This is a genomic window from Nocardiopsis listeri NBRC 13360, assembly GCF_001570765.1.
Classification (GTDB): domain Bacteria; phylum Actinomycetota; class Actinomycetes; order Streptosporangiales; family Streptosporangiaceae; genus Nocardiopsis; species Nocardiopsis listeri.
In genome coordinates this window covers 26,442-40,803 of the sequence record NZ_BCSH01000056.1, presented here as the reverse complement: position 1 = coordinate 40,803, position 14,362 = coordinate 26,442, and the positions used below count along the sequence as shown (strand labels likewise).

The 14,362-nt window shown below is 68.4% G+C and carries 16 protein-coding genes and 1 pseudogene; 4 read left to right on the top strand and 13 right to left on the bottom strand.

What is annotated here, in order from left to right; all coding sequences use genetic code 11:
* The first annotated feature begins 125 nt into the window (after positions 1-125).
* Positions 126-1,073 (top strand): lysylphosphatidylglycerol synthase domain-containing protein, encoded by a 948-nt coding sequence (locus NLI01S_RS17570; RefSeq protein ID WP_067605942.1) that lies wholly within the window; start codon positions 126-128, stop codon positions 1,071-1,073.
* 85 nt (positions 1,074-1,158) lie between these two features.
* On the opposite strand, the gene NLI01S_RS17565 is transcribed toward NLI01S_RS17570, so the two are convergent.
* The 7 genes and pseudogenes from NLI01S_RS17565 to NLI01S_RS17535 form a co-directional block, all read right to left on the bottom strand.
* On the bottom strand, positions 1,159-1,761 hold the full coding sequence (locus NLI01S_RS17565; RefSeq protein WP_067605940.1) for a Uma2 family endonuclease: 603 nt from the start codon (positions 1,759-1,761) through the stop codon (positions 1,159-1,161).
* A gap of 265 nt (positions 1,762-2,026) precedes the next feature.
* Positions 2,027-2,500 (bottom strand): class IV adenylate cyclase, encoded by a 474-nt coding sequence (locus NLI01S_RS17560; RefSeq protein ID WP_223809284.1) that lies wholly within the window; start codon positions 2,498-2,500, stop codon positions 2,027-2,029.
* Positions 2,497-2,625 (bottom strand): annotated as a pseudogene (locus NLI01S_RS26805) (IS30 family transposase); the annotation flags it as partial. The pseudogene NLI01S_RS26805 and the gene NLI01S_RS17560, both read right to left, overlap by 4 nt.
* A 43-nt stretch (positions 2,626-2,668) precedes the next feature.
* Positions 2,669-3,037: a type II toxin-antitoxin system PemK/MazF family toxin gene (locus NLI01S_RS17550; protein WP_067605938.1), complete on the bottom strand. Its 369-nt coding sequence runs from the start codon at positions 3,035-3,037 to the stop codon at positions 2,669-2,671.
* Entirely contained in the window at positions 3,034-3,714 is a 681-nt protein-coding gene (locus NLI01S_RS17545; protein ID WP_067605936.1) for a type II toxin-antitoxin system antitoxin SocA domain-containing protein, read from the bottom strand. Before NLI01S_RS17545 ends, NLI01S_RS17550 begins: the two co-directional genes overlap by 4 nt.
* Positions 3,715-3,976: 262 nt before the next feature.
* Positions 3,977-4,348: a hypothetical protein gene (locus tag NLI01S_RS17540; RefSeq protein WP_067605934.1), complete on the bottom strand. Its 372-nt coding sequence runs from the start codon at positions 4,346-4,348 to the stop codon at positions 3,977-3,979.
* 120 nt (positions 4,349-4,468) lie between these two features.
* Positions 4,469-5,029 (bottom strand): ATP-binding protein, encoded by a 561-nt coding sequence (locus NLI01S_RS17535; protein ID WP_067605932.1) that lies wholly within the window; start codon positions 5,027-5,029, stop codon positions 4,469-4,471.
* Positions 5,030-5,259: 230 nt separating this feature from the next.
* On the opposite strand from NLI01S_RS17535, the gene NLI01S_RS17530 reads away from it, so the two are divergent.
* Positions 5,260-6,123 carry a helix-turn-helix domain-containing protein gene (locus NLI01S_RS17530; RefSeq protein ID WP_067605930.1) on the top strand — a complete coding sequence of 288 codons (864 nt, stop codon included), beginning with the start codon at positions 5,260-5,262 and terminating at the stop codon, positions 6,121-6,123.
* A complete protein-coding gene (locus tag NLI01S_RS17525) occupies positions 6,120-6,356 on the top strand; it encodes a DUF397 domain-containing protein (protein WP_067605928.1) in 237 nt (78 codons plus the stop codon). Before NLI01S_RS17530 ends, NLI01S_RS17525 begins: the two co-directional genes overlap by 4 nt.
* Positions 6,357-6,420: 64 nt before the next feature.
* Here the strand turns inward: NLI01S_RS17525 and NLI01S_RS17520 are convergent, their stop codons facing one another.
* The 3 genes from NLI01S_RS17520 to NLI01S_RS17510 form a co-directional block, all read right to left on the bottom strand.
* Positions 6,421-7,542, bottom strand: coding sequence for a glycosyltransferase family 4 protein (locus tag NLI01S_RS17520; RefSeq protein ID WP_067605927.1), 1,122 nt, complete (start codon positions 7,540-7,542; stop codon positions 6,421-6,423).
* A complete protein-coding gene (locus NLI01S_RS17515; protein ID WP_067605965.1) occupies positions 7,539-8,474 on the bottom strand; it encodes a glycosyltransferase family 2 protein in 936 nt (311 codons plus the stop codon). Before NLI01S_RS17515 ends, NLI01S_RS17520 begins: the two co-directional genes overlap by 4 nt.
* 79 nt (positions 8,475-8,553) lie before the next feature.
* The gene (locus tag NLI01S_RS17510) at positions 8,554-10,599 is read right to left on the bottom strand and encodes a hypothetical protein (RefSeq protein ID WP_067605925.1); all 2,046 of its coding nucleotides are present in this window, start codon (positions 10,597-10,599) and stop codon (positions 8,554-8,556) included.
* A gap of 116 nt (positions 10,600-10,715) precedes the next feature.
* Here NLI01S_RS17510 and NLI01S_RS17505 point away from each other — a divergent pair, with 116 nt between their 5' ends.
* On the top strand, positions 10,716-11,525 hold the full coding sequence (locus NLI01S_RS17505) for a TIGR03089 family protein (RefSeq protein ID WP_371850618.1): 810 nt from the start codon (positions 10,716-10,718) through the stop codon (positions 11,523-11,525).
* A gap of 18 nt (positions 11,526-11,543) precedes the next feature.
* Here NLI01S_RS17505 and NLI01S_RS26080 read toward each other — a convergent pair whose 3' ends face one another.
* From NLI01S_RS26080 to NLI01S_RS17495, 3 genes are all read right to left on the bottom strand, one after another.
* Positions 11,544-11,708: a hypothetical protein gene (locus NLI01S_RS26080; RefSeq protein WP_190318503.1), complete on the bottom strand. Its 165-nt coding sequence runs from the start codon at positions 11,706-11,708 to the stop codon at positions 11,544-11,546.
* A 434-nt stretch (positions 11,709-12,142) separates the two neighbouring features.
* A complete protein-coding gene (locus NLI01S_RS17500; RefSeq protein WP_067605921.1) occupies positions 12,143-13,357 on the bottom strand; it encodes an amidohydrolase in 1,215 nt (404 codons plus the stop codon).
* A 78-nt stretch (positions 13,358-13,435) separates the two neighbouring features.
* Positions 13,436-14,248, bottom strand: coding sequence for a helix-turn-helix domain-containing protein (locus tag NLI01S_RS17495; RefSeq protein WP_190318502.1), 813 nt, complete (start codon positions 14,246-14,248; stop codon positions 13,436-13,438).
* Positions 14,249-14,362: the final 114 nt, after the last annotated feature.

Genomic DNA, 14,362 nt, shown 5'->3' with positions numbered 1-14,362 from the left:
TACGTGCCGGGGGTTCACCGCCCGTGGCCGCCACCCGCTGATCCGACGAGAAGGTGTGATGACCGGTCGGGGGTCGGCCTGTGGACGATCGATCGCGCGCGGGTTCGCGGCTCTAGTCTGGAGGGGTGCTGACTCGGCTTCGACGTAACGCGTGGGTGCGCCTCGCCCTGCTGCTGGTGGTGTGCGCCTGCGCCGGGATCGCCTTGCACGCGAACTGGACCCAGGCGCGCGAAGCCATCGCCGAACTCCCCCTGTGGGTGCTGCCGACCGCCGTCCTGGCCGGGATGGCGGGATTGGCCGCGCAGATGCTGGCCTGGCGTTCGCTCCTGTCCGGGTTGGGTTCACCGCTGCCACGGACGGTGGCCGCGCGGGTGATGTTCGTGGGGCAGCTCGGCAAATACCTGCCGGGTTCGGTGTGGGCCTTCGTCGCCCAGGTGGAGTTGGCCCGGGACTGGAACGTGCCCCGCTCACGCGGCGCGGCGGCCACCCTGGTGGCCATCGCGGTGACGGTGGCGGTGAGCCTGGCCGTGGCAGCGGTGGCGCTGCCACTGTCCTCGACCGAGGCGGCCCGCCGCTGGTGGTGGGCGCTGGCCGCCGCACCGGTACTCCTGGCCTGCCTGCACCCACGGGTGCTGGGCTGGGGCATCGGGCTGGCCGCACGACCCTTCGCGAGGTTCCGAGAGGTGACCGAGGCGGGACCGCTCCGGATCGGTGGGGGTTCCGTGGCCGCCTCGGTGGGGTGGACCCTGGTGGCGTGGGTGCCCTTGGGCGCGCACGTGTGGCTCCTGACCTGGGCGGTGGGTGGGAACGTCCTGGCTTCGATCGGTCCGGCGGTGGGTGCCTACGCGCTGGCCTGGACCCTGGGTCTGCTGGTGGTGTTCGCCCCGGCCGGGCTGGGGGTGCGCGAGGTGGTGCTGGTGGTGGCGTTGGCCCCGGTGGTGGACGCGGGCGCGGCGCTGGTGGTGGCGGTGCTGTCCCGCCTGGTGATGACGGTGGCGGACGTGGGCTGGGCCGGACTGTCGCTGTTGCTGTCCCGCTCCCCCGCCCGATCTGCCGCACACGACCCTGCCTGACCGGACTCCCACGACCGGGACCGGCTCGCGAGCGCTGGAGATACTCACATGACCGGGCGTGCCCCGGGCACACGGCCCTCGGCCATTAGCGAGCGAAGCGTTTGAGCGACTCGGTGCCCAGGACGACCCCGGCACCCGGGACCGGGACGGCCTCGCCGTAGGGATGGGTGCTGCGGTCCAGGTACTGGCCCTGAACCGGGCGACTGTGGACCACCAGTGCGTTGGCGTCGCGATCCACCAGCAGGTAGACACCGATGCCCGTCTCCGCGTAGGCGGCGGGCTTCTCGACACGGTCCCGGGCATGGGTGTCGGCGTCCCACGAGGTCACTTCGACAACGGCGAGGACACCTTCGGGGTCTGCCCACTCACCCGCGTCGTCGAATTGGCCGACCGGAGCGAGGATCCCGTCGGGGCGAGCCCGTCCTTTGCGGTAGGTATCGACCTTGAGCCCCAACCCGCTGGTGATGAGGTCGAGGTCGGGACGATGAGCGATGAACTCGCGCATCAGCCACGTGAGGATTCCGGCCTGCGCCCCGTCGGTCACCTTGTGGACCCAGAGCTTCCCGTTGAACATCTCCATGCGAACACGGTCGGCCTCGAACGCCTGTCTGGCCAAGCGCTCGAACAATTCGGGGCTCATCGGAAGCGCCGGGGTTTCGTGCGGTGAGCGATGTTCGGCGATGGTCACACGGCTCCTTGAGCGGTGCCAGTGGTCGGCGCCATGAATCATGGCCCCGACCTTCAGTGTAGGCGTGTCCTGGAGGATTGCGCGGGACGAACAGGAAACGGACCCTCGATCACGGTGCCCCTGAACGCCATGGGGTGGATACGGAAATTCCGGCCACTCGACGGAGCGGGTACACCCGGCCCCGGTGCGCCCTTGGCCGGACACCGACCGACTCCCCCGGCCCGACAGGCGTCGGGATGAAAGCCGAAGCAGCGATCAACCCTGCTCAGGCAACAAGGCGCAGGTCCGTGATACCGGACAGGTCGATGCCGTAGCGGGCGTAGACCTTCGTGGTGTTCTCACCGGTCAGGGACGACTCGTCGAATCCGAGCAGCGCGGCCACCCGCAGGACCTCGGCCCGGCTGTCCGCCTCGATCTCCAGGTACGCGGGGATACGCGGCCAGGTGTCGATTTCGAGCTGGGCCCTGTCCAGTGTGAAGCTGTGTCGCCGGTTCTCCTGGTAGGCCTTGGGGGTGTAGCCGAGCTTGCCCAACAGGGCGTTGGCGGTCTCGAAGTCGCCGACCTCCGTCTCGGTCTCGCGGGTACCGCCGATGGCGTCGGAGTCGATCTCCTTGACCGTGAGCGTGACCTGGCTACCGGTGTCGCGCAGACGCACCCACCGAGACGTGTCCCCGGGCTCGATGTCGTACACATAGCGCCGCTGGAGCACCTCGCCCAGATCAGCACCAGGTGGTGTCAAATCGTTGAAGCAACACCCTCGTCCCGGCCCTCCAACAACTGCTTATGGACCACCTCTTGCGGTGTGTAGAACCCCAAGCACACCCGAGGACGGGTGTTGAGTTCCTCAGCGATCGCGGTCAGATACGCCCCAGCGGCACCCCGCAGGAACATCCGCGTTCTATCGCGCTCAGACTTGGCCGGTGTACTCGGCGAAGCTGAAGTAGACATCCTCCAACAGATGCGCGGGAAGCTGCCCCACGTAGTCACCGAGGTCGTCCTTGGCCATCGGTTGCACTGCCGCCACACGCACCCAGCACTTCTTCTGCACGTTGGCGACGCCCTGGTTGAGTTTGACGCAATACCGGGTCTTGCGGGTGGACTGGCTCGAACACGGGACCACCAAGACGATCGGCCAATCCTCGTTCTCGTGCTCGGCGTCGCCGCTGATCACCACGACGGCACGTCGGGGATGCGGCTCTCGGTCGTAGTCAGGGGGCAGGGCGAGAAGGCGGTCGGGAACCCAGTAGATCCCGCCGCGTTTGATCGGGGGTTTCACTCCTCACCCAACGCCTTCGTGTTCGCGCGGCGACGAAGCTCGGCGGACTCGGCCATCTCCGCCAGAAGGTCCTCCCCCACGCCGAGGTCGGTTTCGACGGGCCCTCTGTCGGCCAACCGCGCCCGGTAGCGCTCCTTGAGTGCGGCGTACTGTTTCCGGCGTCTGGCCCGGTTCAGGTCCAGGAGAACTCCGCGTTCGCCGTCGGTCTGCGCCTGCACCATGGGGGCGGTCTCGTAGGTCAGGTCTCGCAGTTGAGCGGCGGAGCGGGCACCGTGTTCGGCAACGACCTTTCCGAGCACGGTCAGGGCCTCGGCTCCCAGGGGCGTATCGACGTCCTCGACCAAACGGAGTCGTACCTCCCCACAGGGGTTCTGGAGATCTCGGGTCCGTTCGATGATTCCGGCGGCGACCAAGGCATCTTCGACCCGGTACTGGGCCGGATCGAAGGGGCCGTAGTTCTCCCACCGCCAGGTCGCCCCGGTGAACGCGACGCCCCCGTTCTCCACCGCGAAAAGGTCGGCGAGGTAGAGGAGTTTGGCGATCTTGGTCCGGTTGAGAACGCGTCCTTGGTCCCGCGCGACCCGGAACAGGGAGAGCACGGAGCGCAGCAGCGGGTCTTCGGGTTGACTGAAGATCATGCCGTGCGTCACCTCCGTCTCACACGAGGAGATCGTCATACCGAATCTCTTTCAAGCTTAGGGGGTGGCCTGTTGAACGCTGCGGGTGCCATGCGGAAGGCATTTTCATGATGGCAGCCGACCTTTGGGGGCGGTGGGTGTTTGGAACAGAACCCTGAATCGAAGTGCGGAAGGTCGGGATCTGGGCGGGGGTGGTGACGGGGCCGACACCTGGACGAACTCGTCTCGTGGGGGCCGGTGGTGGGACACGGCCTCGCCCCCGGAAGGAATCCGTCGAGGGCGAGGCGTTCCCGATCGTGGGTCAGACATGGAACTGGAGGTTCCGGGGCAGTAGGCGGCTCTGGGATTGGGCCCACAGGTGGGCGAGCAGGTCATCGAAGGTTTCGGCCTCGTACATGCCCGTGGCTGAAGCGACCCAGAAGGATTGCGTGGCCTCGCCCCACCACACGAGCAAACCCCGGTGGCGGGCCTGGAGCGCGGCGGCCTGGTGGTGTTCGCGGGAGAACTCGGCGCGGTGTCCGCCCAGGCGGGGCAGGGTGCGAGCGCGCTGGGTCCGACAGGCGGGATGGGCGCAGGAGACACAGGCCGCCGGGGCGGGTTGAGTGATCGGCTGAGCCAAAGCAGTGAGGCGGGTGTCCACGGGGCGTCGGGGTGCGGGGATAGGGTGGTTCATCAGATCCTCGTTTTCCTTACAAATGTCTCTGTCGGGTTGTTCGGGGGTTCAGGGCCCGGAAGAGCGCTGCAACGCTCTCCTGGGCCCGTCTCATGTCATCGGCACATCGGAGCTCGAAGCTCAGTTGGTGGCGGTGTTCCAGGCGCTGGTGGTCAGGTCGTAGGCCAGGTACAGCCACACGGTGCGGTACTCCACGTTGCCGTTGTCGCCCCAGCTGGTGGCCAAGGCGTCGATCATCGCCAGCCCGCGCCCGGATTCGGCTCCCAGGTCCAGACCGCCCGAGCTGGGGGCCAGGTGGGTGTTGCGGGTGCGCAGACCACCCCGGTCGCGGCAGACCAGGCGGAGTCCTTCCTTGTCGCGGCGCACGCGCAGGGTGTAGGTGCCGCCGGGTTGTCCGGAGAGGCTGTGGCGGAGCGCGTTGTTGGCGAGTTCGCTGCCCAGCAGGGTGAACAGATACCGGTAGTCGTTCGTTTCGGTGGCGGCGCAGGTGTCCAAGAACGCGCGCACCAGCGGCATCAGGGCCGGGACTCCGGCGAAGTCGTAGCTGCGTGCCCGGTAGTTGGGGCGCTCGGGCAAGCGTGAGAAGTAGTGGCGCTGGAAGGGCCGAATGAAGCTGGCCAACGGAACCAGAGCCTCCCCCTGAACCGGCACGGTGGTGGACGCGAAGGCGGTTTCGGGCATGACGAACACACTCCTTGGCATGGCTGAACACATGAGTCGGGGGATCGTGCGAAGCGCCCGTTGGAGGAGTCTCACGGAGGCCGTGATGCGCGGAACGGGCAAGGCGTAGCCTGGGCAGATGAACCCTGAGTGATCCACCGGTCACTGGCTATGCTCAATACCGTACCCTCAATCACACTCCAGTCAACGGAAAACTGGAAATTTGAGAGATCGAATCCTAGGATCGCCTCATGGCCATCGAACGAAGCCCTTCCCTCCGCCTCCGGCGTCTTGCAGCTGAGCTCCGTCGAGCTCGCGAAGGTGTGCACTTGACCGGGTCCCAAGCCGCGAAGGAACTCGGGTGGAGCGCCGGCAAGCTGAGCAAAATCGAGAAGACCGAGACCAAGCGCCTTTCCAGCACCGACCTCGACAAGATGATGGACCTGTACAGGATCAAAGATCCTCGGAGGCGCGAGGCACTACAGGCCTTAGCAAAGGACGCCAAGCTCAAGGGTTGGTGGAGCAAGTACAGAGACATCTTCGGCGATCAGGCCCTACCCGACTTCGAGGCCGAGGCCTCGGTCATCCGCTCCTTCTCCACACAAACCATCCCTGGCCTTCTCCAGACCCCGAGCTATGCCGAGGCGATCTTCCTGGGAGGAAGGTACGTCAGCCCTGAAGAGGTTCGCCGCCGCGTCGAGTTCCGAACCGCACGACGTGAGATTCTCACCAAGTTCCGCCCAATACACCTACGTACAGTTCTCGACGAGTCCGCTCTCCGACGCGAGATCGGCAGCCCCGCCGTGATGCGGGAACAGTTCGACTACTTGCTGTACATGGCACAGCTCCCCAACATCGATGTTCAGGTGCTTCCCTTTTCAGCAGGAGCACATGCTGGGCTTGCCGCCCCGTTCACTATTCTGGAGTTCCCCGAACCCCTGGATACGCCAATCGTCTATGTCGGTACCGTCACCAACGCGCTCTTCATTGAAGAGCTCGATGAGGTTGCCCAGTACAGCGCGACTTTCGGCGATGTCCAGGGAGCCGCCCTCAGCACAGCCAGGTCCGCTGCCTTCATCAAGGAGGCGGCAGCCTCCATGGAGAGTGACACGTGACAACCTTCGTATTTCGGAAGAGCAGCTACAGCGGCCAGGACCAGGACTGTGTAGAGGTAGCACAGGTTCCCGGCTTCAAGAAGAGCAGCTACAGCGCCCAGAATCAGAACTGTGTCGAAGTCGCCGAACTCCCCTGTGGCGCGGCCATCCGCGACTCCAAGCACCCCGACGCCGGACACTTCCCCTTCCCCGCCACCGAGTGGACCGGCTTCCTCAGAAGCGCTCTCCGCTAGCCGGCCCCGTACTGCGCCCTGCCTGCGGTGGGCCCTCCCCATCGCAGGCTTCTCCCGCCAGCGTTCAGGCTCCTAGGAGACGGTCGGTGTAGTCGTCCCAGAACGGGGCGGCCTCAACCCGGCGCACGCCCGCGCGCAGCTTCTCCGGAACGCCCTGGCGGTAGAAGTCGGCCAGGGCGCGGGCCAGGTCGGCGACGTCGTCGGGCTCGCACAAGACCCCGTCCACCCCCGCGCGCACGTGGTCGGCGAGGGCGCCCGCCCGGGTGGCGACCACCGGTAGGCCGTGCTCGTGGGCCAGCCACACGTTCTGGCTGGCGGTGGCCGAACGGTACGGCAGCACCATGGCGTCGGCGGCGGCGAACAGCCCGGGAAGCTCCTCCGCCGGCACGTAGCCCTCGCGGAAACGCACCCGGTCGGCCACTCCCAGGCGGCGGGCCAACGCGGTCAGCTCGCCGGAACCTCCCCAGAACTCGCCGGCCACGGTCAGGGTGACGTCGTCGGGCGCACCCTGGGCCAGGGCCCGCAGCAGCACGTCCACGCCCTTGTACGGGCGCACGATCCCGAGGAAGAGCAGGTGTCGCCGCTCCCCTGGTTCGGGAGCCGAACGCGCGCCGGTGTCGGGCAGGTGCGGGGGCATCGGCGCGACCACCGGCCGGCCACGCCCGGAGCCGAGCAGCCCGTCGGCCAGGTGGGCCTGTTCGCCCGAGTGCGTGAGCACCCCGTCGGCGCGGCGCAGCAGGGCACGGACCAGGGAGACGTCCACGGCACGGCGTTCGTGCGGCAGGACGTTGTGGCACAGGACCACCACGCGGGTTCGCTCCGCCCCACGGGATCGGCGCGACGAGCGCAGCCCGGCCAGGATCCCCAGGTAGGCGGGGACCTGGACGGGTGAGAACAGGGTGAGCACCACCAGGTCCTCGGTGCGGGCCAGCCGCCGACCCGTCGCGAACCAACCACCCGGCCGATACCAGGCCAGGTCGTGTCGGGTGTCGGGGAAGGGTTCGCCCTCGGGGTCGGCCACGGTCTGTTCGCCCGGGTACAGGGCCGCCGGGTACTGGGCCGACCAGGACTCGATCCGGGTCCGGTGTCCCCGGGCGGCCAGGCGGTGGGCGAGTTCGGTGGTGTGCCGGGCACCGCCGCCCTTGTACGGGTGGGCGGGCCCCACGAGCGTGATCCGCCGGTTCACGGGTGCTCCCTGGAACGCACGATGAGGTCGGCCAACAGGGCGATGGCCGCCAGGAGCAGCCCCGTCATGAGGATGAAGACCGTGTTGCTCGGCAGATAGAACAGGTTCCGCACCTGGTCGAAGACCAGTTTGGCGGTGCCGATGCCGAGCAGCCACAGGGCGGGCGGCATCAGGACCTTGAGCGGGTTGAAGTACATGACCATGCGCAACACCTGGAGGATGTACCGGTAGGCGTCGCTCACGAAGTGGAACTTGGAGGTTCCCGCGCGCTTGGCGTACTCGATGGGCACGTACCTGATCTGGTGCTGGTTGGACAGGAACGCCAGCGTGATGGTGGTGACGCAGGAGAACCCGGGCGGCAGCAGACGCAGGTAGGGGCGGGCCACGTCCCGGCGGAACACCCGGAGCCCGGAGTTGAGGTCGGGGATGGGGGTGTTGGTGAGGCGTTCGGCGATCTTGCGGATCACCCACTTGGCGGGGACCCGCAGCGCCTTGTGGGTTCCCATTTCCTGGGTGCGCGCGCCGACGACCTGGTCGATCTCGGGATCGGCTTCGAGCATGGCCACCAGTTCGGGGATACGCTCGTTGGGATAGGTCATGTCCGCGTCGGTCCACACCACGAACTCGCCCCGGGCCCGTTGGCTGCCGATCCGTCTCACGGTGCCGGCGCCTCCGTTGTGTCCGAAGGCGATCACCCGCATGTGCGGGAAGAGGTGTTCGACCTCGCGCAGGCGGTCCAGGGTGTCGTCGGCGGACGCGTCGTCCACGGCGAGCAGTTCGTACCCGTACCCGGAGGTGTCCATGGCCGAGCAGATCCGCTTGACCTCGTCGACGACGTGGTCCTCCTCGTTGAAGCAGGGCAGGACGATGGTGACCCGGACGGGAGGTTCGTCGGCGCGCTCGCGCGGTTGTTCGGTGTCGGTGTGACTCATCGTGTTCTTCTCGACGGAGCGGGTTTGTCGGAAACGGCGGGCGGTGGTTCGGGGCACCGCCGTGGGGGCTCGAAAAGCCTCATTCAGGGGGTTCCGGAACGACCGTCCAGACACTGCCACGGAAATCCCAGGAACCGGTGGGAGGCTCCATGAGCGTACTCGGGTCCATGTCGGCGACGACGTAGAAGTCGCGTTCGGCCTCGTCGCCGTCGGTGACCTCGTCCAGCTGGTGCCACTCCGGCGCGGCGAGCACGGGGGTGCGGTCCCGTTCGTAGACGGCGCTCACCACCCGGTCCACCGATTCCTCGTCGGGCGCGTCCATGGCCGCGGTGGGTGCCCCGCACACGTTGCGGATCAGCGGCATGTAGGCGCCCGCCATCCCCGAGTCCACCACGATGACCGAGGCGTCCCGCGGTAGTGACGCGCACAGGCGTTCGGTCGCCGCGACCGTTCCGACGTCCTGCCGGTATCCCATGATCCCGGCGGCGGAGGTGACCAGGGTGGGGCCGAGCATGGCGACGGCCGCCCCGGCGGCCACCACCGTCGGGAGCGAGCGGAGGAGCGGGCCGCCGCGGCCGTACCGGGCCGACCGTTCGCAGTAGCGGGTGAGCCAGGCCAGGAACCACAGCGCGAACAGGATGAAGGCCGGGATGACCAGGACGATCAGTCGGCGGCTGGCCCAGGGGTGGTCCGGTGTGATGGCCGGACGCAACAGGGTCGTGGCGACCGTCCACACGAGCAGCATCGCGGGCAACAACCACTGTGTGTCGCGACGAAGCGTGAGTCGGCGCAGTACCAGGGCCACCCCCAGGGCCGCGAACATCACGGTGCCCAGACCCACGTACCAACCCACCCAGTACAGGCTCATGTCGTAGTAGGTGCGGCTGCCCTCGATCGGCAGCCCCTCCGTCTGTTGGACCGCGGCGACCCACTGGTCGGTGAAGTCGCTGCCGTGGCCGTAGTCCGGCCACAGCAACGGGCGGATCGCGAAACCCACCATGACGAGGATCGCGAGCAGCCCGACCGCGTTCGGCAGCCACCGGACCCGTTCGGTGTGCGGCGGTCCGTATCGCCAGAGCGCGGCGGTGAGGACGACGGTGAGGAAGATGACGACCGCGCCGATGAGCAGCAGCGGGTTCATCGAATCCGACAGGTACTCCAGGTAGGGCAGCGAGTAGCCGTACCCGGCGACCAACCCGTAGACCACGCCTACGACGAGCCCGCCGAGCAGGGGCAGGGCCTGACCGCGCCGGGCCACCAGGAACAGTCCGACGAACCCGATCACCGGCAACAGGTCGCGGATGGCGTCGATGCGCACCAACACCCCGAGACCGAGCACCACCCCGGCGATCGCGGCGAGCGTGTGACCCGTGCCCCACCTGTCGGTGAGGGCGACTCTTCGGTTCAGGGCGTCGAACGCGATGATGAGGCCGCCCAGGAGCAGGATCTGGGCGAGCGGCTCGCTGTAGGTGAACCTGCTGACCCACTGTTGGGGCAGGCAGATCGCCAGCACCAGCGCGGCCAGGGGCGCCCAACGCGCCCCGACCAGGCGGGCGGTGAGCCCGGCGAAGGTGAGGACGCCGAGCGCGCCGAGGACGGGGGTGGTGACGAGCATGCCGTCGAGCCCGCCCAGCCAGTAGCCGATCGCCAGCACCAGGGGGGCGCCCGCCATGAACTGTGGCCAGATGACGTCGTCGCGCTCGTAATGGGCCAGGCTCCGGTAGTTGAGCGCCGGATCGTCACCGGCTATGAGTTCGCGCTGCTGCGGGATGGGCAGGAATCCGTTCTCCGCGATCCACGACGTGTACATGGCGTAGGAGGCGGGGTCTCGGCGGATGACCAGGGCCTCGGCGTGGTAGGCGATCTGGACCACGGCGAAGGCGACCGTGATGAGCAGCACCGCCACCACCGGCCACCAGGAGAGATCGTCCTCGTCGAGGTCGGGGATCAGGCGGGGCGACAGCGCGCAGGCCACCAGCACCGCGGGCGCCCCCAGAAGGAGCCCGAGCAGCGGGGTGAACCAGCCCGCGACCAGCAGGGGGAAGGCTACGAGGAGCCAGGCCGAGAGGGCGATCGCGGGGAGCGCGGTCACACGGGCGAGGAACCGTCCGGGAAGCAAGCGCATGGGGCAACTCTGGCACTTCCGGCACCGGTACGCACACCGGTGCCGTCCTCGCGCCCTCCCCCGTCGGGACGGTGACATGGATCGCGGACACCGTCCGCTCCCCCGAGGCTCCTACCATGAGGGCCATGTCCGACTCTCCCGCGCCGCTGTGGCGCGCTCTCGTCTCAGCCGACCCCGCCCGCCCGTTCGTGACCTCCTACGACGATCTCGGGGACCGGGTGGAACTGTCCCGGGCCACCCTGGACAACTGGGTATCCAAGACCTCGAACATGCTGGTGGACGGCTTCGGCACCCAGCCCGGCGACCGGGTGGCGGTGGCTCTGCCGCCGCACTGGCAGTCGGTGGCATGGCTGCTGTCCTGCTGGTCGGTGGGCGCGTCGGCGGTACTGGACGGTTCGGGTGAGGTGGCCCCGAACACCGAGGTGTCGGTGGCCGGCCCCGACCTGCTGACGGCGGCTCAGGACAGCGGTGCGGAGGAGGTCGTGGGCACCTCCCTCGATTCCCTGGGCATGCCGCTCAAGGAGGTGCCCGCGATGGTCACCGACTACACGGTGGAGGTTCGCGGGCACGGCGACCACTTCCAGCCCTATCCCGTCGATGCCGGCGAGACCGCGCTGGAGGTGGGCGAGCGCGCGCTGACCGGTGCCCAGGTGGTGGCGGCGGGCCGCGCCCGCGCCGAGGACTGGGGGTTGGCCGAGGGTGACCGGCTGGCCGTGGTGGTCGCCTCCGACGCCCCGTTGACGGCCCTGGGCGAGGACCTGTCGGTGCTCACCGCCGCGATCGTCTCCGGTGTTCCGCTGGTGTTGACCCCCGCCCCGGCCGCCGGCGAGGAGGAGCGATTCCTCAAGCGGTTGGGGACCGAGCGGGTGAGCGTGGTGCACGGATGGGTTCCCAAGGGCGAGGCGCCCTTCCGACGGGTGGGCTGAGCGAGCGACTCCGAGGGTTCACACCGCCAGGTCATGGCCGGGGTCGCGGCCCTTGCCGCGTTCGCGGTTCCAGCGTTCCTTGTCGGCCCGGGCGGCCTCACGGGCCAGCCGTTCCTCGCGGGCGATCCGCTCCATCTCCGCGCGGTACTGATCGGCGGCCTGGGCACTGTGGTCGGGGTGCATGGGGTCCTCCGGGGTGCACCGTCCGGGGGCCGTTCCCCCGGCTGATCCCAGACTCGGTCTAAGGACCCTCGCGGCACATCGGAAGACCTCATCGAGGTGCGAGGCCGCGGCCCCCTTAGAAGGGTCGGCCGCGGCCTCGCGGGTGCCTCAAACCGCCCGTGCCCTCCTTAGACGGTGTTTTTCAGGGCCTCCGCTTGCGCTTCGGCCCATGTTCGGGGCCTTTGCAGAGGGATTCTTCATCGTCGTCTACGCCCGCCCGTCGCCCGCCACCGCCCCAACGGAGCGCTGACGCGCACAGGTAGGAATCAAGCTCGTTCCTCGCTCACGGCTTGACTCCTCTTGCAGAACCCTCTCCGGACCCGAACCGGGCAACCCCCCGTGGTTCACGAACCGGACCTGACCGAAGGGGCGCGCGGCGCGGATGACGCCGGTGCTCAGGACTCCCGGTAGTAGGGGTCCAGGGCGGTGCCCTCGCGACGTTCCCGGTCGTAGGTGTAGACCTCACGACCGCTCACGAACACGCGCAGGGCACGGCTCATGATGTCGAGCGGGTCGCCGGACCAGAGCACCACGTCGGCGTCCAGACCGGGCTTGAGGGAACCCACGCGGTCGTCCAGGCCCATGATCTCGGCGGGGTTGATGGTCAGGGCGCGGATCGCGGAGTCGCGGTCCATCCCCTCCTTCACGCACAGGATCGCCTGGTAGACGAGGAACTCCACCGGGATGACCGGGGCGTCGGTGGTGAGGGCGACCTTGACGCCGGCACGGTCCAGGATTCCGGGGTTGGCCAGGGTCCGGTTGCCGACCTCCACCTTGGAACGGGAGGTCATCAGCGGGCCGGTGATGACGGGGATGTCGCGCGCGGCGATCTCGTCGGCCAGCAGGTGGCCCTCGGTGCAGTGGTTGATGATGAGCCGGTAGCCGAACTCGTCCGCCAGACGCATCGCGGTGTGCATGTCGTCGGCGCGGTGCACGTGCTGGCACCAGGGCACCTCACCGTCCAACACCTGGACCAGGGTCTCCAACGTGTTGTCGCGGTCGAAGGGCTTGCCCTCCTCGGTGGCGTGGTCGCGCTTGGCCTTGTAGTCCTGGGCCTTGGTGAAGGCGTCGCGGATGACCGCGGCCACGCCCTGCCGGGTGGAGGGGAGCGTGTCCTTGTTGCCGTAGACGCGCTTGGGGTTCTCTCCCAGGGCGCTCTTGACGCTGGCGGGTTCCTTGAGCAGACGGTCCTCGACGCTGCGACCCCACATCTTGATGGCGACGGTGCGCCCGCCGATGGGGTTGCCCGAGCCGGGCTTGATCACGGAGCTGGTGACACCGCCCGACAGCGCGTCGACGAACCCCTGGTCGGCGGGGTTGATGGCGTCGATGGCGCGCATGCGGGCACCGTTGGGGTCGGTCATCTCGTTGGTGTCGTCACCGGCCCAGCCGATGGTCTCCTCGTGGATGCCGACGTGCCCGTGCGCCTCGACGAAGCCGGGCAGGACCCACTGGCCCGCCGCGTCGACGACCTCGGCGCCCTTGGGGACGGTGACCTCGTCCGCCGTCCCCACGGCGGTGATGCGACCGTCGGAGATCAGGACCGTCCCGCCCTCGATGGGGTCTCCCGCGACGGGCACGACGTATCCGGAAGTGATAGCGATATCCATGGCGGGCAACCTAACCCATGCCCGGCTACGCTCCCAAGACCATTACGGCACCGATCATCCAACGACCCGCTCTCGGGGTCATCCCTCGGACCGGCCGGCGGTGAGCAGCTCGGACTCGGGGGTGAGCTCGACGCTCGCCTCCTCGATGGAGTCGCGCACCTTCCGGCAGTGTCCGACGTCCTCGCTGTCGCCGGTGAGATCGCCGCCCTGAGTGGCGAAGGCGTAGACCATGCTGGGCCGGTCGGCGAACTCCATGATCCGGAACGCGCCACCCAGCCCCGGGTGGTACGGGGTGTCTTCGGGGATGGTCGCGAGGTCGACGATGCCCGCCTCGACCAGGTCGGCGAGGAAGTCGCGTTGACCGTTGAGGACCGCGACCCCGCCTTGGGGCCGGCGCAGCACCGATTCGTTGACGACCACCCGCAACGCCGGGCCCTCGGGACCGGTCATCGCCGCGCGGTAGGCCATCTCCTCGTCCACCATGGCCTCGATGTCGTCCGGTTCCAGGTCGGAGTGCCGCGGGCCCAGCACCGCCCGCGAGTATTCACGGGTACGTAGGAACACCGGGACGGTCATGGGCTGGTGTTCCCACAACCGCGCGGCGTGGGTGCCGAGTTCTCGCATGTCGCCGAACTCGTTGGGGAAGGCCTCCGCCTGCAAGGCGATGGCCCAGGCGTCGAGCAGTTGGTGCTCGGTGCCCAGGGCGGTGTCGACCCGTTCGACCAGGGAACGAGCCGGTCTACAGTGCGCGTCCTCCACCTCGCGGAGCTTGTCGTCGGTGACGCCGACGCTCCTGGCGAGCTCGCTGCGTGAAAGCCCTCGGGCGGAGCGGGCACGCAGGATCCGAGCCCCGAAGGGAAGCCACATCGCCGACGGCAACGTCGAATTCATGCCCATGACCTCTCCCGATTCTGCCGACACCCTTGGGGGCCTGGAGTGACGTACCCTCGTTGCGACGCCCCAGCCCCCGGACTTCGACCTTCTCTCGCTCCCGGGTGGCCGGTC